Genomic DNA, 24,932 nt, shown 5'->3' on the forward strand with positions numbered 1-24,932 from the left:
GGACTGAGGTCAGCATTCTTCAGTAGCGGTCAGTTCAGGTTCCTGCTTTACTACCCGTTTTGCCTTTTGTGAGAGGACAATCTGTTTCCTTAACGCAGGCCGAGGCCGAACGGTAGACACGGGCGCCGAAATCGCCGCCTGCGCCGTGCCCGCCTCGACCTTGAAAATGCTGACGACCCGGGCCAGGTTGGCTGCCTGTTCCTGCATCGAGGCTGCGGCAGCGGCCGCTTCTTCGACCAGCGCCGCATTTTGCTGGGTTGTCTCGTCCATTTCAAGTATCGTCTGCTTCACCTCGGCAATGCCGGTGCTCTGTTCCTGGCTGGCAGCGGTGATTTCCGCCATGATGTCGGTTACCTGGCGGACGCTGGCCACCACTTCCTGCATCGTCGCGCCGGCCTGCTCGACCAGGGTGCTGCCATCGCGCACCTTGTCGACCGAGTCGCCGATCAGCGACTTGATTTCCTTTGCCGCCGCAGCCGAACGCTGGGCCAGGTTGCGCACTTCGGACGCCACCACGGCAAAGCCACGGCCCTGTTCGCCCGCGCGCGCCGCCTCGACGGCTGCGTTCAGGGCCAAAATGTTGGTCTGGAAGGCAATGCCGTCAATGACCGCGATGATGTCGACAATCTTCTTCGACGAATCGGTAATCGAGCTCATCGTGACCACCACGTTCGATACCACCTTGCCGCCGCGCACAGCGACCTCCGATGCCTTCGCCGCCAGCTGGTTCGCCTGGCGCGCGTTGTCCGCGTTCTGTTGCACGGTATCGGTCAGCGCGCGCATCGCGCCCGAGGTCTCGCCCAGCGCCGCCGCCTGCTGCTCGGTGCGCGAGGACAGGTCGAGGTTGCCACTGGCAATTTGACCGGAGGCCGAGGAAATTGATTCAGTGCCCAGCCGGACATCGCCCACAATCTTGACCAGGCTCGCGTTCATGTGGTTGAGCGCTTCGAGCATCTGGCCCATTTCATCGCGGCTATTGACCTTGATAACGCTGGTGAGGTCGCCTTCGGCAACCCGGCGCGCCACCCTGACGGCGTAGCTGAGCGGCCCGGTGATGCCGCGCGTGGTGATCACCGCGATGCCGACCGAAATGGCGGCTGCAACGGCCGCCAGGATCAGGATCAGGGTCTGGGTGCGGTTGCTGACTGCCGCCGCTTCGGCGCCGGCCCTGGCCATGACGCCTTCCTGGTAGGCGATAAAGTGGTCGATCTGGGCGAAATACTTGGCTTGCTGCGGGCGCAGCGAGAACATGAACTTCACCATCGCGTCATCCTTCAGGTCGTCATTGACGAGCTTGATGAAGGCCGCTTGCGCAGGCAGGAACTTGGCACGGACCAGCGCGATTTCCTTCAGGATTTCCTTGCCGCGCGCATCGTGCGTGCTGTCGGACAGCGCAGTTATGGCCGCGGCGGCACTGGCGTTGCGCGCCTCCACATTGGCCAGTTCTTTCCTGACCTGGTCAGGATCGCTCATCACCAGCACGCTCAGCATGCTGCGGGTGGCCTCGCTGACGTCGGCCTTGACCTGGTTCGCCGCCACGGTCTTCGGGAAGCGGTCCTGCACCATCGCTTCCACCTCCTTGTTCAGGCTGGCGATACGCTGGTAGGAAAGCGCGGCAAGCATCACCAGCAGGGCGATGACGATACCGAACCCGATGGCCAGGCGCTGGCCGATATTCATGTCTCTGACTCTCATTGTCCGTAGGCCTCTAAAAAGAATGGGCGTGCTAATTTTTTATCAACAAATATAGCATCCATTAATTCAGAGAAAGTAACCACCTCGCATTATTTCCATGCTGCACAGCCGCATCTGTGCGCCGTCGGCATCCTCTTTTCGGCACACTAGTGATACAAGGAGGACAAGCGATGCCCTACAAATCGATAGCAGACTTGCCAGACAGCGTGCGCGATAACGTGCCCAAGCATGCGCAAGAAATCTACAAAGAAGCGTTCAACAGCGCTTACGACGAGTACAAGGAACGCGGCGCCGAAGGGCGTGAGGAAACCGCCCACAAGGTCGCCTGGAGCGCTGTCAAGAAGAAGTACCGGAAGGATGAAAAAAGCGGCAAGTGGGAACTTGCCGACTGAGGGCGTGGGCTGCTTAGGCCGCTTTATCGGCGGTGAGTCGCTCGTATTTGACCATCAGTTCCTCGCGTGATTCGCGCCAGGCCGGGTCGAACGGGATGCAAGCAACCGGGCACACCTGCTGGCATTGCGGCTCATCGAAATGGCCGACGCACTCGGTGCACTTGCTCGGGTTGATCACGTAGATCTCCGGGCCCATCGAGATGGCCTCGTTGGGGCATTCCGGTTCGCAGACGTCGCAGTTGATGCAATCGTCGGTAATGATTAAGGCCATAGTGCTGCTTTGCTTACGCCGTAGGCGGCGTCATCGTTGCGATTTTTTTCTGTAACCAGCGGTCGACCGATGGGAACACGAATTTCGACACATCGCCGCCCAGCATGGCGATCTCGCGCACGATGGTGCCGGAGATGAACTGGTACTGGTCGGAAGGGGTCAGGAACATGGTTTCGACATCGGGCAGCAGGTAGCGGTTCATGCCCGCCATCTGGAACTCGTATTCGAAGTCGGACACCGCGCGCAGGCCGCGCACGATCACCCGTGCATCATGCTTGCGCACAAAATCCTTGAGCAGGCCCGAAAAACTCTCGACCCGCACATTCGGATAATGGCCAAGGACTTCGTTGGCGATTTCGAGGCGTTCGTCGAGGGAGAAGAACGGTTTCTTGTTCTTGCTGTCGGCCACGCCAACGACCAGGCCGTCGAAAAGACCGGATGCGCGGCGCACCAAATCTTCATGACCGCGGGTGAGCGGATCGAACGTTCCCGGATAGACGGCTACAACCATTTCGGCTCCCTTGCGATGCACCAATTTAAACGCGCATTATGCCTGAATTCGGCCAGCCTACCCTTGTTGGGTCATTGACCACACTGATAAGCACTCATCTGTGGCGTTTACGCCGACTTTTCGTGCAGTTTGAGCAGATGATAGAACACGATGCCCGCTTTGTCAGCGCGTACCTGTTCCCACGGCGCCAGCCAGGCCGGCGTTTCGCCCTGTTCTGGTGAGAAAGGCAAGGCTTCGCCGGCTTCGGCGTAGACCAGGCCGCCCTCATTGAGCAAGCCTGCGCACAGCGGCAAGGCCTTGGCGAGGAAATCCTGGCCGTAGGGCGGGTCGAGGAAGACCAGATCGAAACGCTGGCCGCGCTGGGCCATGCCCTGGGCGGTAACGAAGGCGTCGCCGCGCATGATGGTCACGGCATCGGCTTTCAGTTTGTCCTTGATGACTTCGAGCTGGCGCACGACTGGCGTATGGCTGTCGAGCATCAGCACCGAGCGGGCGCCGCGGCTGGCGGCCTCGAAACCGAGGGCGCCGCTGCCGGCGAACAGGTCAAGCACGGTGGCGTTGTTCCAGTCGCCGCCGCGCAAGTGGTTGATCCAGTTGAATACCGTTTCCCTCACCCGGTCCGGGGTCGGGCGCAGGCCCAGCGCGTCCAGCACCGGCAAGGGCGTGCGTTTCCATTCGCCGCCGATGATGCGCACCTGCTGGGGCGGCGGGGCGCGGTGGACCGGGACTTTGGCGGGCTTTGCTGGTTTTTTAGGCATGGCATATCAGGGTGGAATTAACGCGGCGCGACTATACCACGCGACATCCGGCCCAGCCGCGCCCCCTACTCCTGTTTGGCCGCCGCCAGCACGTTGAAGTCGTCGATCCAGCCCTGCATCCGCTTGTGCGCGTGGGCTTTCTGCTCCGGCGTGGCAATCTTTACAGCGGTCAGGATCATCTTGGTGGTGCCGTCGATGGACGCGTCGTAGAACGCCTTGCGCTCGGGCGAATCCATGCGCGCGAAGACATCGCGCACCAGTTGCTGCACCAGCGGTATGGTTGCCTCGCGGCTCAGCTTCTGGTCGTGCACCTTGCGCAGCAGCGCCAGGATCATCTGCTGGCGGCGCATGCGCTCGTCGAGCCAGACTTCGTTGTCGAGCGGGCGCGCGTCGGACGCCTTGCGCAGCGCCGCCTCCTGCTGGCGGCTGAAGTCGCCGAACCACAGGTCGAACTGCTCCATCGCCTTCTTGAAGCGCACCTTGTTGCGTTCCTCGGTGCCCCCGCGCAGGAACTTCTTGCGGTACTTGTCATTGTTCGATTCAAACTTGCGCGCCAGCGTATTGATCTGGTCTGGCTTGAGGGAAATGGCAAGCTCGGCCAGGTCGGGCACCGCCTTGTTGGCCAGTTTCTCGGAGCGGGCGCGGATTTCGCGGTAGTCTGCCAGCAGGTCGGCCTGGGTCAGGTTGCCTGCCAGCTGGCGCTGCCCCTTCTGGAGCAGCTGCACATAATCCTTCAGCTGGGTGCTGCGGTGCCACTGGAACAAGTCGTCGATATCCTTCTTCACCCAGTCGGACTGGTCGGTATCGATGTCGACATAGGCGTTCAGCCAGTAATACAAGAGCGTGTCGCCATTGTTGTAGGTAAAACGGACGCTGCTGCAGGCAGCGACGGTCAGCATGACTGCGATCACGCACAGCAATCGAATCCGATGGAATAAAGTGTCTTGCGTGTTAAACTTTTTCATCTTATTAACTTTTCTGAACGACTGCTCATGAATGTAGTGATACTCGCCGCTGGCATGGGAAAGCGGATGCAATCCGCGCTGCCGAAAGTACTGCACCCGCTGGCCGGCAAGCCGCTGTTGGCGCACGTGATCGACACCGCGCGTGGGCTGTCGCCGAGCAAATTATGCGTGATTTACGGACACGGCGGCGCAGCGGTGCCGGAGATGGTTGCCAAGCAGAATAATGGCGCCCACGCCAACATCGATACCGCCCTGCAAGAGCCGCAACTCGGCACCGGCCACGCCGTCATGCAGGCGCTGCCGCAGCTCGACGAGAACGCGCCGACCCTGGTGCTGTACGGCGACGTCCCGCTGACCACGCTCGACTCGCTCAAGCGCCTGGTCGAGGCCGCTGGCGCCGACAAGCTTGCGATCCTCACCGTGGAGCAACAGAATCCCTTCGGCCTTGGCCGCATCGTCCGCGAAGGCGGCAAGATTGTGCGCATCGTCGAGGAAAAAGACGCCAGCGAAGCAGAGCGCGCCATCCGCGAAATCAACAGCGGCATCATGGTGGTGCCGACGCGCCACCTGAAGCAATGGCTGTCTACGCTCCAGAACAACAACGCCCAGGGTGAGTACTACCTCACCGACATCGTCGCCCGCGCCGTGGCGGACGAGGTCGCGGTGGTCTCGGCCCAGCCATCGGGCGAGTGGGAAGTAGCCGGCGTCAACAGCAAGGTCCAACTGGCCGAGCTCGAGCGCCGCCACCAGCTCAACCTCGCCAATGCGCTGCTGGAAAAAGGCGTGACGCTGATGGACCCGGCGCGGATCGACATCCGTGGCGAGCTCATCTGCGGACGCGACGTCACGATCGACGTCGGCTGCGTGTTCGAAGGCCGGGTGGAGCTGGCTGACGGCGTGTCGGTCGGCGCGCACAACGTCATCGTCAATGCCAAGATCGCCGCCGGCGCGCAGATCAAGCCGTTCTGCCACATTGAAGACGCGGTGGTGGGTGCCAAGTCGATGATCGGACCGTATGCGCGGCTGCGTCCGGGCACGGAGCTGGCCGAAGACGTCCACATTGGCAACTTCGTCGAAATCAAGAACAGCCAGGTCGCCGCGCACAGCAAGGCCAACCATTTGGCCTATGTCGGCGACGCCACGGTCGGCTCGCGGGTCAACATCGGCGCCGGCACGATCACCTGCAACTACGACGGCGCCAACAAGTTCCGCACTGTCATCGGCGACGACGCCTTCATTGGCAGCGACAGCCAGCTGGTCGCGCCGGTCACGGTCGGCGCCGGAGCGACCCTGGGCGCCGGCACCACGCTGACGAAAGACGCGCCTGCCGGCCAGCTGACGATCTCGCGCGCCAAGCAGATGACGATTGAAGGCTGGAAGCGCCCGGTCAAAGTAAAAAAATAAGGCAACAGTTTCCCAAATTCGGGGTCAGACCACCGGTGTTTTGGAATATTCCAAAACACCGGTGGTCTGACCCCGATTTTTGCAATGTTGCCTAAGTAGACGCAACGGCTTTTGCTGCTCACGCAAGCGCTTCGGCGATGCCGCCGCGGGCGGCTTTGAAGGCGGGCACCAGCGCCGCCAGCAGGGCGACGGCCAGCACCGTCACCACCGCCATCGTCATCCGGTTCAGATCGAGCTCGACCAGCATCGGCGCCGGCCGCAGCGCGTGGTGCGCGGAGTACGACAGCGCCGCGCGGTTCACTACCCACGCGATCAGCCCGCTTGCAACCAGGCTGATCACCACGCCGATCGCCGCCATCCACAGGGCTTCGGCCGCAAACATCAGGAACACCGACACGTTGCGCATGCCCAGCGCTCGCAGCGTGCCGACCTCGCGCCGGCGTTCGAAGGCGTTCATGGAGACCGTCGCGGCAATGGCGGCGCCGATCACCGCGAAGGCCATCCCCGCCACGCTGTCAAACGAGACGTTGGCGGTCTTGTCGGCAACGATGAACGATGGCGACTGCTCCTGCCATGTGCGGATCTCCGCCGTCACCCCGCCCTGCTTCAGCGCGCGCCGCAGCTGGTCGCGTTTTTCTTCCAGCTGGGCAGGGTCGCTCAGGAAAACGACAAACCGCTCGGTTCGCTGCGTGTCGAGCAGGCTCTGGGCAAGTTCAAACGGCATCAGCACCGAGCGCGCATCGGCGCTCAGGCCGGCGGTGCTGAAGATGTCGACCACTTCCGCATGCAAGGGCCGGGTTTGCGCATCGGCCGCCGCGCCGGTCAGCGTGACATTGCTGCCGTTGCGCAGTCCCAGCGTGCGCGCCTGGCCAACGCTCACCGCTATCCCATTGCGCACGCCGGCCCTGAGCTTGCCCGGCGCGTCGGCCGGCGAGGCCGCATCGACCCCTTCGCCATGGAACAAGGCCGAGCGCTCTCCCGTCGACGCCAGCCCGCCCAGGCTCATCTGGGGCAGCACCAGCGCAATCCCAGCCGTGCCTTCGACAAGCTGCCTGATGCGCGCCGCTTCTTCGCGGTCGAACATCGGCGCCCCTTCGTTCTGCTTCGCGCGCGGCCGCTGGATGGCCAGGTGGCCGAGCCGCTCGCCGATCACGGAGCGGTATTCCAGCTGGGCGCGGGTACTGGCGATGTGGCCCGCGAACAAGTCCAGCGCGGACAGGCTGGCGGCGATCACCAGCACGGCCAGCACGGTGCGCGGGCGCCCGAGCAGCACCGTGCGCAGCGCCAGCCGCTGCGGACTCATACCTGCACCCGCAGCGGCCGCCGCCGCGCTTCCAGCGGCGTGCCCGCCAGCCGCCCCTCAGTCAGTTGCAGGGTGCGGGTCACCCGGCTGAACTGGCGCTGGTCGCGCGTCGACAGCACAAACGCGGTGCCGTGCTCGTACTGGTGGCGCGCAAACAGGTCCATCACCAGCCGCACGCAGCCGTTGTCGAGGCGCGACGTCGGCTCATCGGCCACCACCAGGCGCGGATGGGTTACCAGGGAGCGCGCGATTGCAACCCGCTGGCTCTGGCTGGCGTCGAGGCGGCCGGGATAGTGGCGCATCTGGGTCGCCAGGCCGAGGCGAGAGAGCAGGTCGGCGGCGCGCTGCTCGGCTTCTTCGAGCGCGGCTTCGTCGAGCCGCCCGCGCAGCATCAGCGGCAGCAGCACGTTTTCATGCGCGGTCATCACCGGGATCAGGCTGTATGACTGGAACACGAAACCGATCATCTCGCTGCGCAGGTCGGCGCGCGCCTGGTCGGACATTTTGGACACCAGCAGCCGCGCAATGATCACGCTGCCTTCGCTGGCGGTGTCGAGCATGCCGATGATATTGAGCAGGCTGGTCTTGCCGCTGCCACAGGGCCCGCAGATCGCCACCATCTCGCCCTGCGCCACGGTCAGGTCGATGTCGTGCAACGCCTGCACGCCGGCAAGTCCCTGCCCGTGACGCTTGTGCACGCCGGCCAACTGCACCAGTTCAGGGGCCGCAGGGGGCGGGCCGGCCTTCAGGTTCTGCATCATGTCCATCGCAACTCGCCTCGCATCTTACCGGCCAGCGGGCCGCTGGCTCATCTGTTGCCAGTAGACACTATTTCCTAGTGGCACAAGTTGCGTGGGGTCAATTCCGATCAGACTGGGATGCGGGTTTCGAATTTACTGCGGAAGGTAGAGAAGTAAGTCTTTACATTGCGGACATTGGCGTGGGCGGCGAACAGCTTGTGCGCCAAGGCGTGGTAGGCGGGCATGTCCGCCACCTGGACAATCAGCACAAAATCCGGCCCCGGCGACACCCGGTAGCACTGCATGACGGCCGCTTCCCCGGCCACATGTTGTTCGAACTCATCCATACGCTCGGCAGCCTGGACATCCAGCGTAATCTCGACGATGGCGGTGAGCCGCGCGCCCACTTTCTCGGGCACGACAAGGGTGACCTGGCGCGCGATGATGCCTGCCTCATGCATCTGCTTGACCCTGCGCAGGCAGGTCGGCGGCGACACATGCACCAGTTCCGCCAGTTCGGCATTCGTATGCGATGAGTCAAGCTGTAGCGTATTGAGGATGCGACGATCCAAATCATCCATCTGGTAGTGTTGTTCTGACATGTATGTTGAAATAAAACTTCAGATTAATAAGTTCAATGAAAGTAAATTTCATCAGTCATTCATCATGAAATAATATAACGAAATACAGCGTATTTAGAAAGCATATTTCACAAGCTCTGCACTAGTATTGCCCTATTGTTAATTTACCCATTAAAAGAGGTCTTTATGTGCGGCATCGTCGGAGCAGTAGCGCAGCGTAACATCACCCCGATCCTGATCGAAGGACTGAAGCGCCTTGAGTACCGCGGATACGACTCCTGCGGCGTTGCGCTGCACGTCGATGGCCGCCTCAAGCGTTCGCGCTCCACCTCGCGCGTGGCTGACCTCGAAACCCAGGTGGCAGAAGCCAAGCTGGGCGGCTTCACCGGCATCGCCCACACCCGCTGGGCCACGCACGGCGCGCCAGCATCCCACAACGCCCACCCGCACTTCTCGCCAACCGAAGAGTCGGCACGCATCGCGCTGGTCCACAACGGCATCATCGAAAACCACGATGAACTGCGCGCCGAACTGACCGGCCTTGGTTACGTGTTCCAGAGCCAGACCGACACCGAAGTGATCGCCCACCTGGTCGACCACATGTATGACGGCGACCTGTTCGACACCGTCCAGCGCGCCGTCAAGCGCCTGCATGGCGCCTACGCAATCGCCGTGTTCAGCCGCGAAGAACCGCACCGCGTGGTCGCGGCCCGCCAGGGCTCGCCCCTGATCCTGGGCGTCGGCGAAGGCGAAAACTTCGTCGCCTCGGACGCGATGGCGCTGGCCGGCACGACCAACCGCATCATCTATCTGGAAGAAGGCGACGTTGTCGACCTGCAGATTGGCAAGTACTGGATCGTCGACAGCGAAGGCCGCGCGGCCAACCGCGAAGTGAAGACCGTGCACGCGCACACCGGCGCCGCCGAGCTGGGCCCGTACCGCCACTACATGCAGAAGGAAATCTTCGAGCAGCCGCGCGTTGTCGGCGACACCCTCGAAGGCGTCACCGGCATCATGCCGGAACTGTTCGGCGACAACGCCTACAAGGTCTTCAAGCAGATCGACCGCGTGCTGATCCTGGCCTGCGGCACCAGTTACTACGCCGGCCTGACCGCCAAGTACTGGATCGAATCGATCGCCAAAGTACCGGTCAACGTCGAGATCGCCAGCGAATACCGCTACCGCGACAGCGTGCCAAACCCGAACACGCTGGTCGTCACGATCTCGCAAAGCGGCGAAACCGCCGATACCCTGGCCGCGCTGAAACACGCACGCAGCCTCGGCATGGAACACACGCTGACGATCTGCAACGTGTCCACCAGCGCAATGGTGCGTGAATGCGCGCTGTCGTACATCACCCGCGCCGGCGTCGAAGTGGGCGTTGCCTCGACCAAAGCATTCACCACCCAACTGGCCGCATTGTTCCTGCTGACCCTGACCCTGGCGCAAGTCAACGGCCGCCTCAGCGAAGAAGAGGAAGCAACCTACCTGAAGCAGATGCGCCACCTGCCGGTCGCCATCGCCGCGGTACTGGCGCTCGAGCCGCAGATCATCGCTTGGGCAGAAGAATTCGCCCGCAAGGAAAACGCCCTGTTCCTCGGCCGCGGCCTGCACTACCCGATCGCCCTCGAAGGCGCGCTGAAGCTGAAAGAAATTTCGTACATCCACGCGGAAGCGTACCCAGCAGGCGAACTGAAGCATGGCCCACTGGCGCTGGTCACCGACGAAATGCCGGTGGTTACGATCGCACCAAACGATGCTCTGCTGGAAAAGCTGAAGTCGAACATGCAGGAAGTGCGCGCCCGTGGCGGCCAGCTGTACGTCTTCGCCGACGTCGACTCCCGCATCAACTCCGGCGACGGCGTCCACGTAATCCGCCTGCCGGAACACTACGGCCAGCTGTCCCCGATCCTGCACGTGGCTGCGCTGCAATTGCTGGCGTATCACACGGCACTGGCACGTGGCACTGACGTCGACAAGCCACGCAATTTGGCGAAGTCGGTCACGGTCGAGTAAATCCTGAAGCCCCGGGCGGGGGGACGGCCAGGTGTATTTATGTAGTGCGAAAGTTCTGCAAAGTCGACACCAGCTTAGCCCCGCAGCTGGTAACGTCATCTTCAAAAGCAACTGAAACACCGTTGATGTGATGGCGAGGGGAGCCAGTCACGATCGTGCACCCATTGTGCCCGGAGATGGGGCAGGTGCAACGATCGCCGACACAAGCGACTGGAATACCCCCCACCTTCAAATGGGTAGCGCGGGTACTGATCACCTTGCCGCCGTGGGATGTGGTATCACCTAAACGGATGACTTTACGCATTTTTTCCCCAAAACTCTACTGGTTTGAACGTCACTACTTTGACGTGGTCTTTTCCTCGATTCCCGTCGCCCCTTCTGTCTGTAAGACTGCCCCCACTGTCGGCGGCTTGTAGTTTTCCGGATCGATCGCCGGCTGTACCTGGTGCTTAAACAGGTCCCGGTCCTTCTGCGCCTTGCGCCTCTCTTCCGACGGCGGGCTGATAAACACGATGCTGGCTCCGGCAGGATCGCGCAGGTTGACGGCGGCCGAGGTACCACCTTCGTAGTAGCTTCCCATCACACCGACCGCCATCTGTACGAAGAAGGTGCTGGCCCCGGTGTTGCCGAATCGATGGTCGGTGTTGATGAACTGCGCCGTCTTGCTGGTATCGATCTCTGGGCCGCCCTGCGCCGCATAGCTGTGCAGGGTGGCTTCGAACGCTAGCTGCTGTTCGACCTGCTTGCCGAAGGCGCCGATGATGCGGGCCGGGCCTTTTGCACGCTCGGCAGCCGGCAAGGTTTGGAGGGCCTGTTGCCAGCCTGCTTCCAGAATCTTCTGGCGCGCCTCGCGGCGCTTGACCGGCTGGCCGTGCTCGTCATCGAATTTGACGAAGACCGGACGGTGGATAAAGCCCAGCGAAGGCAAGTTGTCGAATGCTTCCATTTGATTGCGGTTCCATGGGACCGGGAACCAGGGCGTGGGCTTCCAGTCCTTCGGCGGGTCGTTCAGCCAGCGGCGGAAAGCCGCCAAGGAGATGTCTGCTTGGTCCTTGTCGAACACCGGGCGCTTTGCGAATGCCGCTGCGGCTGTCAGCCATTCAGCGACAGTCGGCAGGCGCGTACGATGGTGTTTTTCGGGATTGGCCAGCTTTTCGGGCGTCGGCACGTTCTTCTGCAGGTCGTAGTACATCATCCGCAGGTTCTCCTGCAGGTAGTCGTTGTCCGGGTCGTCCCACACATACGGGCGCAGCGGTTCAACCCGTTCACGGCGCGCCAGCACGAAGACGGCGGTTGAATCAGGCATTTCCGGGATGTAGTAACCATCCTCGACAAGCCTAGCCGCGCCTGGAGGCAAAAAGTCGTCGCGCGTTGACGAGCTGTCTTCCGAATGCAGCATTACGTACGGGACGTCCGGGTGAGCGTCGAAGAATGCGAATACCTGTTCCAACAGCTGGTCGGGGCGCTCTGCCAACTGCCACGGCCCCGTCACGAACAGGTGCCAGGCCATTCCGGTGGTTTCCGCGCCACCGGCAAGCCCCTCCATGGGCCGTATCTCGCTGGGCTGTTCGGCGGGATCCAGCATTGGGCTCCCGGCATAGAATGACGGCGCGCCCCAGTACATCGGCGAGGCCGCTGCGCCGTTTTCTAGTGCGTCATTCGCGCGGGACCCGGCCACGCCAGATTTGTCGAATCTGCTCCACTCATACTTCTTCGGGTCCGGCTCACGAATACTGCTGAAAGGCGTCCCCTTTTGCAGGGCTTCCCATAGCTTGCCTTGTCGGTATTTCTCGACCGTGACGCCTAGGCCGATAACCTCCAGCACGTATTCCCGGCGTGCCTGCTCGGTGTTCGCTGTGGCCTCCTGCGCCTTGAGTTGTTGCGTTTTCTGTTGCCACTCGCGTTCCCGCGCGTCCGCCTTGAAGGACGCGACCAGCCAGCTGCCGCCGAACAGGAGCGCAATGGCTGCCAGCGGTACCCCGAACCAACGCATCTTGTCCATCGTCGTCTCCACGTCAACATTCACCAGTTCCGGGTTGAGAACTCGGAAATCGAAAATCAGCCACAGCATGAGCAAGAGGGGATATGCAACACCCGCTCCGGCAAGATACCGCCATGTCATGGGGCGCTTTACTGCCGCCTCGTCAACCAGGGCGGCGGCGCTCATGCTTTCTCCTTCGGCGCCGTCCGCGTGATCCGCGTTCCCGTCGTTTCCGATACCACGATATCGAGGAGTGTGCCCGTCAACAGCGGCAGGCATGTTGGCAAGGTGCCGTCCGTGTAGTACTTCATGTTGCCTTCAATGAGCTCACGCCGCCACATGGGTTCGCACTCGAGATAGATGCTGAAAGTAGTCAAGAAGTCCTTCCACGTCATGATTCCCTTGCGGGGCTTCCGCCCAGAAGGCGGATCCTTCAACCGCCAGTCCGCCACCGCGCACAGGTAGGCATAGAAATTCGGATCCGTGGAGGCCCTTCCCCTGCCGATGGAAACGTCGTAGGCCGTAACCTGGCTATGGTTCTTGCGACTGTCGAAGATCGCGCTGTGGAAGGATTTCGCGCTGACCTCGTGCTGCCAGCGCCGCCGCGCCGCATCCCGGCTTTCCCGCACCATCGCGACCACCGTGCCGTCGGGGTGGCGTATCGCACGCACGATCGCGAACTTATTCTCTTCGTTCGTACCCTTTGGATTCTTCTCCGCGTTGTACGCTGCTTCCATCCGTTGAACTTCCTGCTGGGGCAGTGGTTCCTGAACGCCTGGATAGCTGACTTTTCCCGTCGGGTCGGGGCGCACCTCAGGATTAATGCGCAAGGCGCCTTCACTGGCGATCGCGATCGACGCGGTGATGGGGTCCACTTCTTCACATGGTCCGCGGTCTGCCAACTTCAGTGTCGAATGCGCTGAGCTGGCTGGGATCTTATTGGCGTCGATTTGACTGCCGCGCATGTCTGCCAGGCAGGGGTTGGGCAACGGCTCTCCGTTGATCCTGCGAATCCCATAGCGCTGATCCTCGGGTTTGTCGCCCGGCTGGATTGGCCATTTTGCGACCGGGAGAGAGGCGCGTAAACTGCGCCCGCCTTTCGCGACGTGTGCATGGTCGTCTTCGCCTTTAATACATAGCGCGAAATCGTGGGGCGGCTTACCGACCAGTACCGGCAGCGTTTTCCGCTTTTGCGGGTCCCAACGCTGCTTTGAGGTAAACACGCGCTGGCGGAAACTGCTTCCCAGTTCCAGAAGCGGTTGCCGGCTGATTTTTTCGGTAATGCTGCGCACAGGGCCAATGTTCAACCCCTTGCTGGCCGCGTATCCGCTCACGTCGCGCTGCCCGGTAGCCCTTGTTCCTTGCAGGTAGTCCGGTACGCCTTGCCAGCCGATTCCCTTCATGTTCTGGAGCGCGACCGTCATGTCTTCCGGGCTGAAATAAAGGTACACTTTGCCCCGGTTGTCGCGATCGGCATCCGGCTTCCATCGGCCCTCAACCATGCCGCCGCATTCGGCCTCGCCGATTTTTGCAAAGGCAGGCGCGGTTGCTTTTGCCTTGGCCACGCCCTTGACGATGTTCACCAGGGTTTGCAGTCTGCCATGCAGGGTCTGCGGCGCCGCAATCTTGTCGTAGTGCGGTCCCATCGGGGCATCCATACCGCCAGTGAAGAGATTCGCAAGGTCGACCAGCGTGTCGGTGTCATCATCGAGGCTGTAGGGCGGATGGGTCAGGATCAGGGTATCGGCGGTGCGCTCCCCACGCTCCATCAGGAACGCCTGTGCGAGCAAACTCAGCAAGCATCCTTGGCTATGGGCAACGATCGTGACTGTCTCGTCCTGGCCGTAGTCACGGATCATCGCGATCAGGGCTGCCAAACGCCGCGCGGCGAGCACCATGTACATACGGCCAGGAGCATTATTGAGCGGCCGCAGCCGGTCTTTAATGGGATCCATTGGTGCCCCGGCACCGCGGTTCCATATGTCGGGCAGGCTGCTGGTGGCATTGGCGAACGGGCCGCCCCCTTTGGACAAGTCCTTGTCGAGGCGATTACCGTAGCGGTCGGTCTTCTGGCCGTTGACGGGTTTCGCTTTATCGGTCGCCTCCCGGAAGCCCCAGTAGAACGGAATAACCGGACTGTCGGTGTCGGTGGTTACATTGCGCTTGAAGTAGGTCGCATCGGGGTCCTCGACCACCGTGTCCTTGTCGGTCGGCAGCGAGTACTTCGCCGGCTTGAAGCAGCGGGAAAGGCGTTGCTCTAGTCCGACGCACAGGCCTTCCTCCACTTCACTGAAGCTGGTGCCGACATCGTTCACGCCATGGATGATGATGATGTTACAAGGCTTGTCGCGAGGGTGCTCGATGACCTTGTCGGACGCACGCTGATTTCGCAAAACCGTGCAGGTGTGGTTCGCCAAATATTCAGACTTCGGATAATTTCTGCTCGAATCTGCCATGAGTTCACCTTCCGATAGGGCTATAGTTCGCCGCCGCGCATCAGCCTGATTTCCGCCATGTGCATGGCATTGCGCTCGATCAGTTCGGATTTGCCATCGGCACCGCTGCGCACCTGCATGTCGCTGCCGTCGCTCAGCCCGATTTTCATCTTGGCGTCCTTGACGGCGCCGCCCAGCGGCCGGTCACCGTTATCGAGCGGCGTCCCGCGCGCGTAGTGCACCGCCAGCTTCAGGTCGGCGCCGCCCTCGCCGAATTTTGGGAACTGGGCCGTCATGCTCTCGGGCTCGTCGTACAGGAAGTCCGGTGCGTAGAACTTGAGCGGCTGTTTGCTGCCCAAGACCGGTGGACCGTCGCCCAGCTTCAGGAATGAGCCGTCTTCCGCCACTAGCAGGATGACCTTTCCACAGACCATGACCGTGCCTTCGGTAGCGGTCACATTCAGGTTCTTGGCCGAGTTGATGTCGATGTCATCGTGCTGGCTCTGGAGCAGCAACTTGCCGAAGTGCGCAATGCCGGTGAGTCCACCATTCTGCGCGAACATGGAAATCCCTTTGCCGGCGTTCAGGCTGAAACGTTGGCCGGCGGTCATCTGCAGGTGTTGCTGCGCTACGGTGTCGATGTTCCGGGCTGAGTAGCTGACGATGGCCTTGCTGCTGGCAAAACCAATACCTGCCGGGGATGTGACGCCGATAACTGGCTCGCCCGGCTCGGCTGCCTTGGGTGCGGTGTTGCTGCCGTCTTCCCACTTCTTGAAGCGGGACAGCAGTTCGTCCTGCTCCTTGATGTCGATCGGCATGGCGTTATGCTCGGCCGCGAAGTTGCCGAGCGCGGCACACAGTTCACCGCACTCGCGCAATAGCCCCAGATAGTCGTCTCGCGCAAGCTGGCTGCCCTTCGAGCCCGCGCCTCCCAGCAGCTTCCATGTGCTCAGCAAGATGCCTCTGGCAGCGTGCAGTGCGATCGCTTCGTCGGTACGCAACTCCGCGCCTTCGCCGCGCGGAGCGGCGCTGACGTCCTGGCGCAGCTCGGTCAGATAGCCAAGGTTGAGCTCCGTGGTCGCGTGATCGCTCGCCAGCTGCGCGCTGATCTGGCCAGTAGTGTCGTCCAGACGTAGCTGGTTGCCACGCCTGCCGCGTATTTCGCGCGAACGAATGCCCGATTGGTACTTGGTGTTCGGCAGTCCGCCCTCATGGCGGAATGCGGGCGGAAGGCCACTGCCGTTGTACAGCTGGCCAATGATGATCGGCTTGTCGGGATCGCCACCGGCCCATCCGACCAGTACCTCGGTGCCGACCGGAGGCAGCAGGCGCGTACCGCACTGTCCGGCGGTACCGGGACCGTTGCCGGCCCAGTTGGAAGCCACACGTACCCAGGCCGAATCGGCGTCCGAGTCCGAGCTACCGACACCGTTGGCGTGTTCGTGGTCTTGCAGGCGCGTGGCCGGAAAGCGGATCTTGACGCGCGCCATTTCGTCGCACCAGACCTGTTCGTTCGTGGGGCCGACCACGATTGCCGTCTGCAACGCCGGCTGCGGCAACGTGGCACGCGGCGGGACGATACGAATGCCGCGTCGCACGCAGGTAAAGCGCGTCTTGTAGCGGATCGGCTCACCGTCGCCATTCGCAAAAACTGCGTAGTCGCCCCGACTCCAGCCATTGCGGTTGAACAACCGCTCGACGCGAGCGCCGACCTCGACCGGCAAGTTGTTCTGGGCCGCGATGTGCTGCGCTGTGATGACGAACTCGCGTTCTTTTGCCGGGTGGGTGTCAATCTCGGGGTGGCCTTCAAGGCTGAACCATTCACCTACCGCCAGGTCGCGCACGCCGCCTTCACCGTGGAAGCTCTTGGCTTCATACTCATAGTGCGCGATTTGCGCATAGCCCAAATCGGTCAGGTCTCGTGCATTGTCACTCAGGCGCGGCGCCGCCACGTAGTAGTCATCGAGGCTGGCTGCCAGTTCGTTCCCGCGCCTGCCCTGATCGGTCCGTGATTGCGCGCAGGTTTCCATAAACACGGCGCTGGATGGATTGTTATAGTCCCAGGTGTGCAAAGAAGCGCTGCCAGGCCGCAGGGTGCGTACGCCGCTCCAGCCGGTAATAGCGTCGCGCTGCTCCGTGGCGTCGTCCCGGTGAAAGCGCACACTGCCAGCCGCATTCTGTTCGAGCTGGCTGACATCATCGAACAGGAACAGTGTATGCCCGATTGCTTCCTGCTGAGCGTGGCTTCGGGAAAAACTGCTTGGCAGGCCGGATCGTAAGAACCAAGCAATACCGCGGCGCTGCAGAAGACGCCGGATGAAAGCGGCGTCCGACTCGTTGTGTTGCATGATAAATTCGCGGGGTGCGAGTTTGCGGCCAAGCCCCGCGCCGACCTGGAGCTCGAACGTCGCGCGCAGCACAGAGTTGCGCTCGTGCCATTCGGCCACCAGCGTCTTAATGACGTCCAGCTCGTTTTGGTTGCGGAACACCCGGGTGTTGGTCCGGCCTTCCATGACCGACAGCGCATCGCGCATCACCAGTTGGTAGGTCGCCAGCCCGCCGTCGCTCTGGCCCGATGCTGCCTCGGTGACAATTCCGCAGATGCGGCGACGCTGCCCGCGGTCGGTGACCACCCGTAGTTCGGCGGGTAAGCCAATAAACTCTTTCAGGGGTAGCCCTGCATTATCGGCTACGCACAGAATGCGGTATTCGAAGCCGCCGCAGACGGCTTCCGTGCCGATTATCCTCTGGGGTAGCAGTACATCTTCATCCACTCCGTCTGCGTGGGCAAGCGCCAGTCCTAAAGGGCGATCGCGCGTGCCAAGCCTCGAAAGGGCAAGCCGAAGATCATGCATGGTGCGAGTATGTGCCATCTGTCATCGTCCTTGGCGACCGATCGCGACACAAGTCCTGGAAGGCCATGGTCTGTTTTGCGTGGGAAGCAAAAGAGTCCTGGTAAAGCCCGGATGATGGTGTTCGCGCGGTGCTGTCGAAAAAAAAGATTATTGACGTACGTTAAGCAGGGCGTGATGCGATTAAGCAAAAACTATCGCTTAACGCCCGCAGAATCATGCATTCACGAGGGTTAGCTGTCTAGCCTGCCGCACCTGCTCGCGCAGCGCGTTGCGCTCGGACTTGGCGGCGTCGAGCTGGGTGCGCAGTTCTGCAATTTCGGCAGCAAAATTGTCGCGCGCGGTCATGGCGCCAATCAGCTCCATCTCGGCGGCAAGTCGCGCATTCGACTCCGTCGCCAGCGCCGCCACGTTGCGCTCGAACTGGTCGCGCAAGGTCGCCAGCCTCTTTGGCAGTAATCGCCTCCACCTCGGCCGCCAGCTCTTCGCGCGCTTCCTCCAGCGCCTCGCCCGATTGCAGCAGGGCTTCCATGTCGCTCTCGGACTACTCCAGCGCCTCGCGCACGCCAGCGCCCGAGTCGTGCGCAAATTGCTGCGCCCACGCGCCCGGCACAGCGGCCAGCGCTTCCGGAATCTCCACCTTCGGCGCTTCGGCCGGCTCGGCCTGGCCTGCGCGCCATTGGGCGAGGTGCTTATGAATTATGTAAGGTGAACCGGTGCCGAGCACCTCGCGCACCGCGTCGATGGTGACCTGCTCGCCATTGTTCGGCAAGACCTGCTATGCTGAGTTCATCGGCCGGCTCGGCCAAACGCGGTCGCATTACCGACGCGTTTTGTCAGCTTTAATCTGGTTCCGTATCAGGAGAACACAATGGTCGGAAAATTCTTGAAGCCCGGGGCGATCGTCGATCTCATCAAGAGCGAAGAGCGAACAAACTCTATACGGAAACGGGTTGGTTTAACCATGCATCCCATACGAGCGACTGTCTGTGGCTGCCCTGATCCTAACTGCGGCGGGTGGTACGACATCATTACCGAACGCACGATTCCTACGGCGGAAGAGTGCACGTCGATCCTCAAGGAAGCAAAAGAAAAGAAGAAACAGGCATAGAGAGGGAAGGTCCGCTTTGGGTTGCGGATTCAACCGGTCAACGCAACACACTGTTCGAATTGGCGAGCCTAATAGGATAGCATCCCCCCTCATCCATCGATTTCCTGCCTGTGCCTGATGCTTGCAACTGTCCAGCTAACCGTCTCCTGATCGATCAGCGCATGCACAGGCGAATCGCCTAGCTCATCCATCATCCGGTGCATCGCGGCACGCGCCGCGGCCTCGGATTCCCACAGCAGCACATCAACAACGCAAGGGCCGGGCTGCTCGCCGATCCGGCGCGACTTAAAGCCTGGCTGCTGCAGCAGCCAGGCGTCTATTTCCCGGTTGGCAGCGACGAAGCCGGCGAAGGAAACCCCTTGCGCCAGTCGAAATGTAACGATCTCGACCGCCTCATCGCCGGGGCTCACCTGCCCCGCCACAGGGATGGAGGTCGCCCCGCTCACGTGCTGCTCTCGGGAAATGCCATCGGCAGGTCGAGATAGATGCGATGTTCGGCAATCTTCCACTGCTGGTCCTCGCGGACCAGCCGCGAACGGTAATAGCCCGCTTCGATCGGCATGACCGTACCCTGTGCCCCGAAGGCATTGCCGGGCCAGCCCGCCGGCGGCTTCGTTGCGCCAACCGTGTCATATACGATGAACTGGGCATCGATTGTCGCCGCGTCCCCGTCAACCTCAACGATCGGGTCGTGGGTCGTATGATGGCTCCAGCCGCCGGCCGGGTGCGGCTCCATCAGTCCCGCGACGGCCGCGCCGATGGCGCCCGCTCCTTCGATGCGGCCGATCTGCCGCGGCGCCTGCTGGCCCTCGAAGATCTCGACCTGCGCCTGTTCGACGAACAACTGGCTCATCGCCGCCCCGTCGCGCCTGTCCGCTGCGCGCACATATTTCGCGAGCACCTGCTGTACTTCCCGTTCCTTGCTCATGCTTGCTCTCCTGTTGCTACCGACACCACCAGCTTGCCCTCGGCCCGGCCTTCGGCCAGGTCGCGGTGGGCATCGGCGACGCTGTCCAGGGTGTAGCGGCCAGGATCGACGCGCACCTTGACCTTGCCAGCTTCCACCAGCCGGCTGGCTTCGCGCATGATGGCGCCGTGGGCGGCGCGGCCCTTGCCGCTGATGAGCGGCAGCAGGGTGAACACGCCGGAATAGCTCGCCGCACGGAACGACAGCGGTGCAAGGGCATGGGTGCCCCAGCCGAGGCAACTGACGACGTGTCCGTGGTACAGGCGCGCAGCGCGGAACGAGGCATCGAGCACGGCGCCGCCGACAGTGTCGTACACGATGTCGAACCCTTCGCCATCGGTGAACCGCGCAACATACTCGTCGACCGTGACAGCGCGGAAATCGATGGCGGTGGCGCCGTAAGCCTCGATCGTTGCGCGCTGGCTGGCCTCGCCGGTCGCGTAAACGTCGGCGCCGAAGGCGCGGGCGATCTGCACCGCGATGTGGCCGACGCCGCCTGCGCCGCCATGCACCAGCACCTTCGCGCCGGCGCGCACCCGGGCCCGGTCGACCAGGCCTTCCCAAGCGGTAATGAAGACCAGCGGCAAGGCGGCGGCTTCGCGCATCGACATGTTCGCCGGTTTGTGCGCCAGCAGGTCGGCGTCGACCGCGGCATACTCGGCCAGCGAGCCCTGCACGCCGGCGATGCCGCCGGTCATGCCATACACCTCGTCGCCCGGCGCGAATCCGGCGACGTCCGGGCCGACTGCTTCGACCACGCCAGCCAGGTCGATGCCCAGGATCGCCGGCAATACGCTGCGGGCATGGTCCGCCTTGCCGGCGGCGATCTTGGTATCGAGCGGATTGACGCCGCTCGCTGCAATCCGCACCAGCACCTGGCCAGGCCCTGCCACGGGGCGGGCGACATCGGCCACGGCCATCGGCTTGTTGAAGGATTCGAGGACGACAGCTTTCATCGTGGTTGGGGTAGTCATGAACACTCCTTTTGATCGGTATGCACCAGTGTAGGACCGGCGCACGGCGGGATAAATGAGGCATTGATCAATGCAGTATTTCGAATTCGTGAACAATTGAACGGCTACAATGGCTTCGCTTCGTGGAAGCCCTCGTGAAGGAAGAGCATGGACCGCCTGGATGCCTTGAAAGTTTTTTGCAGTGTCGTGGAGTCGGGAGGGTTCAGGCGCGCCGCCGATCGGCTGGGAATCTCCACGTCGTCGGTCACCAACCAGGTCGCGGCGCTGGAGGCGCGCTTCCGCGTAAAGCTGCTGCACCGGACCACGCGCAGCATGTCGCTGACCGACGAGGGGCGCCAGTGTTACGACAACGCGGTGCGCATGCTGGGCCTCATGGGCGAACTGGAAGACGCCTTGCGCCAGTCGACTGCGGCGCCGGGCGGCCTGCTGACGGTCGATATGCCCGGCATTATCTGCAACCATATCGTTGCCCCGGCCCTGCCGCGGTTCCTGCTGGACTATCCGGATGTGACGGTGCGCATGAGCGCCAATGACCGGCTGGTCGACATGGTCGATGAAGGCATCGACGTCATGGTCAGGATCGGCAACCTGCCCGATTCCCGCCTGGTCGCGCAGACCCTGGCAAGCACCCGCTACGTCTGCTGCGCATCACCCGACTACCTGGCGCGGCGCGGCAGCCCGCGCTCACCGGACGACCTGGACGGTTTCGACTGCCTCAATTTTCTCTACCCGAAGTCGCGCCGCATCCGGCCCTGGTATTTCCAGCATGAGGGCCAGGCCATCGCGGTGGCCCCGCGCGGGATCCTTGTCACCGACCACGTCGAAAGCCTGGTCAGCGCGGCGGTGGCCGGAAGCGGCATCATCCAGGTGCTGTCGATCTCGGTCCAGGAAAGGATCGCCAGCGGCGCGCTGGTGCCGCTGCTCGCCGACTGGATGGCCCCCGGGCCGGACGTTGCTGTGCTGTTCCAGCAGCGCCAGCTGCGCGCCGCCAAAGTGAAGGTATTCGTCGAGTTCCTGCACGACACGTTCAGGCATCGCCACCGGCTTGCTTCACCCTAAGGATGCCTGCGAGGCAGCCGGGCAGTCCGGCTCCGGCGCCGTGTACAGGGCCTCCAGGCCAGCGTCTTCCAGGTCTTCCAGCAGGCAGACCAGCCTGGTGGAAGCCTGTTTCAACCCGCCCAGCAGCGGCGCCATATCGCGCAGGCCCGCGCCGGCGCGCACCGCTTCGACGATCCTGGCGCCGACATCGTGCAGCGCCCGGTGCGGCGCGTCGATGGCCTGGTACATGGGATTGTCGGCGAAGTAGCGGCCTTCGCCGTTATACCACTTGCCCAGCGCGCACTGGGTCAGGCACAGGGCCGGAAAGCCGTCGAGCTGGCGGACCGGCGAGTCCTTCGGCAGGGCCGTGCGCTGGATCGCGTAGCTGACCATCTGGCGGCGCCACTGGATGTGGTCGAGGATCGCCATGTACACCAGCCCGATCGGCATCCCGTGGCATTTGCCGATGTTGTGCCGGAACACGTCGAATTCGTTGAACGGTAAAGGACGGCTGATCAGGTAGCCCTGTGCCACCCTGCAGCCCGACTCCACCAGGAAATCGTGCTGCTCCGGCGATTCCACGCCTTCTGCCACCACGCTCAGGCCAAGCTCGTGGCCGAGCCTGATCGAGGAGCGCACGATGGTCGCGTTCTTGGGCGAATTGAGCATCCTGCCAACAATGCCCTGGTCCAGCTTGATCGTGGTAAATGGCCATTGGCTCAGCGTGTCCATGGTGGAGTAGCCGATGCCGTAGTCGTCCATGGCCAGGCCGATCCCGGCCTCGGCAAGCGCCTGCACGTTCGACAGCATGCGTTCGCCGCCCTGCAACGCCTGGGTCTCGGTGATCTCAAGTTCGAGGACGGTCGTCGCCAATCGCCGGTGCGCAAGGGCATGCAAGATCGTCCTGGTGAGGGTTGCGTCTTCCAGGTCGCGCGCGGAAACGTTGAGCGAAACCGACAAGCCCTGCCCCAGGCCGTTACCCGCTACGTCCTCCAGCAGCCTGTCCAGCAACTGCAGCGTCAGTTGCCTGATCAGCGAGCTGCGTTCTGCCAGCGGGATGAACACGCCCGGCGGGACTTCCAGGGCGTCGGGACGGCGCCAGCGCGCCAGCGCCTCGGCGCCCACGATGCGGTTGGTGACCAGCGACGCCTTCGGCTGGTAGTACAGGATGAACTCGCCATTGCGCAGTCCCTGGACGATCTCGCTCTCAATCACGGTAGCCATGGCACGCCACTCCGCCGATGCCGATAACATCTTTATCTACCGATAAAGGCAGGCCGTCAAGCCCGGTCCGATGCCGCCGGGGCCGGCGCGCCGGCCTGGGGAAAGCGACCTGCAGGCAATCGATTCATCGATCACCATCCCCTTACCGGGGCTGGACCGAGGACGCGGCGGACCCAGCGGCTTCGCCGCTGTGGTCGGATGACGATCACTTCGCGCGATGGGCGTGGTTGCGGTAAGCCGGCCGCGCTGCGTTGACTCCAAACAGTTGACGCGCACGCGCCGACCCGCGCCGGCTCAGGCTGGCCGGCCCGTGTAGCGGCTTGCCGGCGCGCTGCCCGACAGTTCGCCATGCATGGCGGTGCGGGCCGACTCGAACGCCTGGTACTTGGCGCCGTCCTCCAGCCCTGGCAGGGTGGCGAACTCGCCCAGGTCCAGGCCGGCCAGCGCCGCGTCGACCATGGCGTCGGCGCGCATCACGATCTCTTGCGGCAGGTGCTCGACCGGCAGGCCGGCCGCGCTCCAGAACTCCGTCGCGGTGGCGCCGGGCAGCACGACCTGCACGCGCACGCCGCGCTCGCCCAGTTCATGCTTGAGCGACTGGCTCAGCGCCAGCACATAGGCCTTGGTCGCGCCATACACGCCATTGAGCAGCTCGGGTGCGATCGCGACGATGGAAGCAATGTTGATGAAGGTGCCGTGTCCGCGCGCGGCGAAGCCGGGCGCCGCTGCATAGGTCAGGCGGGTCAGCGCGGTGACGTTCAGCGCGATCATGTCGTCCATCTTGCCGATGTCCGATTCCAGCAACGGGCCGGTGGCGCCGACACCGGCATTATTCACCAGCATGGTGATGCTGCTGTCTGTGCGCAGCAAGGTTTCGACCTGGCGCAGCTCATCGTCGACGGTCAGGTCGGCTCGCACCGTCCTGACCTTGCGTCCGCTGTGCTGCTCCAAGCGCCCGGCCAGGTCCTGGAGCCGGTCTTCGTTGCGCGCCACGAGGATCAGGTCGTAGCCGCGTGCTGCCAGCCGCTCCGCATACAAGGCGCCAATGCCGGTCGATGCGCCGGTGATCAGGGCAGTGCCCAGGTTCGAATCGTTCATGTTGCTCTCCTATGGACAGTTAAATAAAACGGGCGCGCTGACATGTGTGTACACACATATTCGGACAAACCCCTGTACTGCAAGCCAGTGCTCGCGTCGCTGGCACTGGCTGAATCAAGTTAGCTGCTGAGTCCCCGTATTGATTCGCGCATCTGTTGCGCCAGGCCGGCGCCGAAGATGCGTTCGAATTCCGCCTGGGCTTCCTGCCACAAGGGAATGGCCTGCTGGAGGCGCTCGCGCCCCGCCGCGCTCAGGCTGATGACATGGCGCCGCGCATCGTTTTGGTCGACCGCCTGGTCCACCAGCGCGTCGCGCTCAAGCGGCTGCAACGCCCGCACGATACTGGTGCGTTCCATCGCCAGCGCCTCGACCAGTTCCTTGATCGATGCGCTGCCCGCTTCGTCGAGGTGGGCGAGCAAGGCGAACTGCGAGCTGGTGAGGCCGGCGGGCGCAAGATGGTCTTCGTACATCTTGGTAATCAGGCGCGCCGCCTTGCGCGAAGCAAAGCAGTTGCAGGAATCAAGGCGTTCGGTGGTAGGCATGCTGCGATTTTGATGTGTGTGCACACACATGTCAAGCACTAATTTCGTCGCCCGCATTTCCCGACGCGGGCGAA

At 62.7% G+C, this 24,932-nt stretch carries 25 protein-coding genes; 5 read left to right on the plus strand and 20 right to left on the minus strand.

Annotated features, from left to right (window positions below; genetic code table 11):
* Window positions 1-9: 9 nt before the first annotated feature.
* Entirely contained in the window at window positions 10-1,680 is a 1,671-nt protein-coding gene (locus LMJ30_RS21745; protein ID WP_307729221.1) for a methyl-accepting chemotaxis protein, read from the minus strand.
* A gap of 185 nt (window positions 1,681-1,865) precedes the next feature.
* On the opposite strand from LMJ30_RS21745, the gene LMJ30_RS04975 reads away from it, so the two are divergent.
* Entirely contained in the window at window positions 1,866-2,087 is a 222-nt protein-coding gene (locus LMJ30_RS04975) for a ChaB family protein (RefSeq protein ID WP_229431239.1), read from the plus strand.
* A 13-nt stretch (window positions 2,088-2,100) separates the two neighbouring features.
* On the opposite strand, the gene LMJ30_RS04980 is transcribed toward LMJ30_RS04975, so the two are convergent.
* From LMJ30_RS04980 to LMJ30_RS04995, 4 genes are all read right to left on the minus strand, one after another.
* Window positions 2,101-2,358 carry a YfhL family 4Fe-4S dicluster ferredoxin gene (locus LMJ30_RS04980; RefSeq protein WP_229431240.1) on the minus strand — a complete coding sequence of 86 codons (258 nt, stop codon included), beginning with the start codon at window positions 2,356-2,358 and terminating at the stop codon, window positions 2,101-2,103.
* Between the two features lie 13 nt (window positions 2,359-2,371).
* Window positions 2,372-2,869, minus strand: a complete 498-nt coding sequence (gene coaD, locus LMJ30_RS04985) for a pantetheine-phosphate adenylyltransferase (RefSeq protein WP_229431241.1) — start codon at window positions 2,867-2,869, stop codon at window positions 2,372-2,374.
* Window positions 2,870-2,976: 107 nt separating this feature from the next.
* On the minus strand, window positions 2,977-3,627 hold the full coding sequence (rsmD, locus tag LMJ30_RS04990) for a 16S rRNA (guanine(966)-N(2))-methyltransferase RsmD (protein WP_229431242.1): 651 nt from the start codon (window positions 3,625-3,627) through the stop codon (window positions 2,977-2,979).
* 65 nt (window positions 3,628-3,692) lie between these two features.
* A complete protein-coding gene (locus tag LMJ30_RS04995) occupies window positions 3,693-4,592 on the minus strand; it encodes a DUF6279 family lipoprotein (protein WP_229431243.1) in 900 nt (299 codons plus the stop codon).
* A 27-nt stretch (window positions 4,593-4,619) separates the two neighbouring features.
* On the opposite strand from LMJ30_RS04995, the gene glmU reads away from it, so the two are divergent.
* Complete coding sequence (gene glmU, locus LMJ30_RS05000; RefSeq protein ID WP_229431244.1) at window positions 4,620-5,996, plus strand: bifunctional UDP-N-acetylglucosamine diphosphorylase/glucosamine-1-phosphate N-acetyltransferase GlmU; 1,377 nt, start codon at window positions 4,620-4,622, stop codon at window positions 5,994-5,996.
* A gap of 118 nt (window positions 5,997-6,114) precedes the next feature.
* On the opposite strand, the gene LMJ30_RS05005 is transcribed toward glmU, so the two are convergent.
* The 3 genes from LMJ30_RS05005 to LMJ30_RS05015 form a co-directional block, all read right to left on the minus strand.
* Window positions 6,115-7,299 (minus strand): ABC transporter permease, encoded by a 1,185-nt coding sequence (locus tag LMJ30_RS05005; RefSeq protein ID WP_229431245.1) that lies wholly within the window; start codon window positions 7,297-7,299, stop codon window positions 6,115-6,117.
* Complete coding sequence (locus LMJ30_RS05010; protein WP_229431246.1) at window positions 7,296-8,066, minus strand: ABC transporter ATP-binding protein; 771 nt, start codon at window positions 8,064-8,066, stop codon at window positions 7,296-7,298. Before LMJ30_RS05010 ends, LMJ30_RS05005 begins: the two co-directional genes overlap by 4 nt.
* Before the next feature lie 101 nt (window positions 8,067-8,167).
* Entirely contained in the window at window positions 8,168-8,641 is a 474-nt protein-coding gene (locus tag LMJ30_RS05015; RefSeq protein ID WP_229431247.1) for an Lrp/AsnC family transcriptional regulator, read from the minus strand.
* Between the two features lie 165 nt (window positions 8,642-8,806).
* On the opposite strand from LMJ30_RS05015, the gene glmS reads away from it, so the two are divergent.
* Entirely contained in the window at window positions 8,807-10,636 is a 1,830-nt protein-coding gene (gene glmS, locus LMJ30_RS05020) for a glutamine--fructose-6-phosphate transaminase (isomerizing) (RefSeq protein WP_229431248.1), read from the plus strand.
* A 37-nt stretch (window positions 10,637-10,673) separates the two neighbouring features.
* Here glmS and LMJ30_RS05025 read toward each other — a convergent pair whose 3' ends face one another.
* From LMJ30_RS05025 to LMJ30_RS05050, 6 genes are all read right to left on the minus strand, one after another.
* A complete protein-coding gene (locus LMJ30_RS05025) occupies window positions 10,674-10,940 on the minus strand; it encodes a PAAR domain-containing protein (protein ID WP_229431249.1) in 267 nt (88 codons plus the stop codon).
* 33 nt (window positions 10,941-10,973) lie between these two features.
* The gene (locus tag LMJ30_RS05030) at window positions 10,974-12,803 is read right to left on the minus strand and encodes a type VI lipase adapter Tla3 domain-containing protein (protein ID WP_229431250.1); all 1,830 of its coding nucleotides are present in this window, start codon (window positions 12,801-12,803) and stop codon (window positions 10,974-10,976) included.
* The gene (locus LMJ30_RS05035) at window positions 12,800-15,073 is read right to left on the minus strand and encodes a T6SS effector phospholipase Tle3 domain-containing protein (RefSeq protein WP_229431251.1); all 2,274 of its coding nucleotides are present in this window, start codon (window positions 15,071-15,073) and stop codon (window positions 12,800-12,802) included. Before LMJ30_RS05035 ends, LMJ30_RS05030 begins: the two co-directional genes overlap by 4 nt.
* 20 nt (window positions 15,074-15,093) lie before the next feature.
* Window positions 15,094-17,925 (minus strand): type VI secretion system Vgr family protein, encoded by a 2,832-nt coding sequence (locus LMJ30_RS05040; RefSeq protein ID WP_229431252.1) that lies wholly within the window; start codon window positions 17,923-17,925, stop codon window positions 15,094-15,096.
* Between the two features lie 195 nt (window positions 17,926-18,120).
* Entirely contained in the window at window positions 18,121-18,339 is a 219-nt protein-coding gene (locus tag LMJ30_RS05045) for a hypothetical protein (RefSeq protein WP_229431253.1), read from the minus strand.
* Window positions 18,340-18,448: 109 nt separating this feature from the next.
* The gene (locus LMJ30_RS05050) at window positions 18,449-18,676 is read right to left on the minus strand and encodes a DNA-binding protein (protein ID WP_229431254.1); all 228 of its coding nucleotides are present in this window, start codon (window positions 18,674-18,676) and stop codon (window positions 18,449-18,451) included.
* A 99-nt stretch (window positions 18,677-18,775) separates the two neighbouring features.
* On the opposite strand from LMJ30_RS05050, the gene LMJ30_RS05055 reads away from it, so the two are divergent.
* Window positions 18,776-19,015, plus strand: a complete 240-nt coding sequence (locus LMJ30_RS05055; protein WP_229431255.1) for a hypothetical protein — start codon at window positions 18,776-18,778, stop codon at window positions 19,013-19,015.
* A gap of 89 nt (window positions 19,016-19,104) precedes the next feature.
* On the opposite strand, the gene LMJ30_RS05060 is transcribed toward LMJ30_RS05055, so the two are convergent.
* From LMJ30_RS05060 to LMJ30_RS05070, 3 genes are read right to left on the minus strand one after another with little or no spacing between them, the layout of a single operon-like run.
* A complete protein-coding gene (locus LMJ30_RS05060) occupies window positions 19,105-19,461 on the minus strand; it encodes a hypothetical protein (RefSeq protein WP_229431256.1) in 357 nt (118 codons plus the stop codon).
* A complete protein-coding gene (locus LMJ30_RS05065) occupies window positions 19,458-19,943 on the minus strand; it encodes a nuclear transport factor 2 family protein (protein ID WP_229431257.1) in 486 nt (161 codons plus the stop codon). Before LMJ30_RS05065 ends, LMJ30_RS05060 begins: the two co-directional genes overlap by 4 nt.
* Complete coding sequence (locus LMJ30_RS05070; RefSeq protein WP_229431258.1) at window positions 19,940-20,956, minus strand: zinc-dependent alcohol dehydrogenase family protein; 1,017 nt, start codon at window positions 20,954-20,956, stop codon at window positions 19,940-19,942. Before LMJ30_RS05070 ends, LMJ30_RS05065 begins: the two co-directional genes overlap by 4 nt.
* Window positions 20,957-21,103: 147 nt before the next feature.
* Between LMJ30_RS05070 and LMJ30_RS05075 the strand changes: the two genes are divergently transcribed.
* Window positions 21,104-22,015, plus strand: coding sequence for a LysR family transcriptional regulator (locus tag LMJ30_RS05075; RefSeq protein WP_229431259.1), 912 nt, complete (start codon window positions 21,104-21,106; stop codon window positions 22,013-22,015).
* Here LMJ30_RS05075 and LMJ30_RS05080 read toward each other — a convergent pair.
* From LMJ30_RS05080 to LMJ30_RS05090, 3 genes are all read right to left on the minus strand, one after another.
* Entirely contained in the window at window positions 22,007-23,218 is a 1,212-nt protein-coding gene (locus LMJ30_RS05080; protein WP_229431260.1) for an EAL domain-containing protein, read from the minus strand. The two genes, LMJ30_RS05075 and LMJ30_RS05080, sit on opposite strands and share 9 nt — an antisense overlap.
* 294 nt (window positions 23,219-23,512) lie before the next feature.
* Window positions 23,513-24,316: an SDR family NAD(P)-dependent oxidoreductase gene (locus LMJ30_RS05085; protein ID WP_229431261.1), complete on the minus strand. Its 804-nt coding sequence runs from the start codon at window positions 24,314-24,316 to the stop codon at window positions 23,513-23,515.
* 119 nt (window positions 24,317-24,435) lie between these two features.
* Complete coding sequence (locus LMJ30_RS05090; RefSeq protein ID WP_229431262.1) at window positions 24,436-24,858, minus strand: MarR family winged helix-turn-helix transcriptional regulator; 423 nt, start codon at window positions 24,856-24,858, stop codon at window positions 24,436-24,438.
* Between the last annotated feature and the right edge of the window lie 74 nt (window positions 24,859-24,932).

It is taken from the genome of Massilia agrisoli, from assembly GCF_020831365.1.
In the GTDB taxonomy this organism is placed as follows: Bacteria; Pseudomonadota; Gammaproteobacteria; order Burkholderiales; family Burkholderiaceae_D; genus Telluria_A; species Telluria_A agrisoli.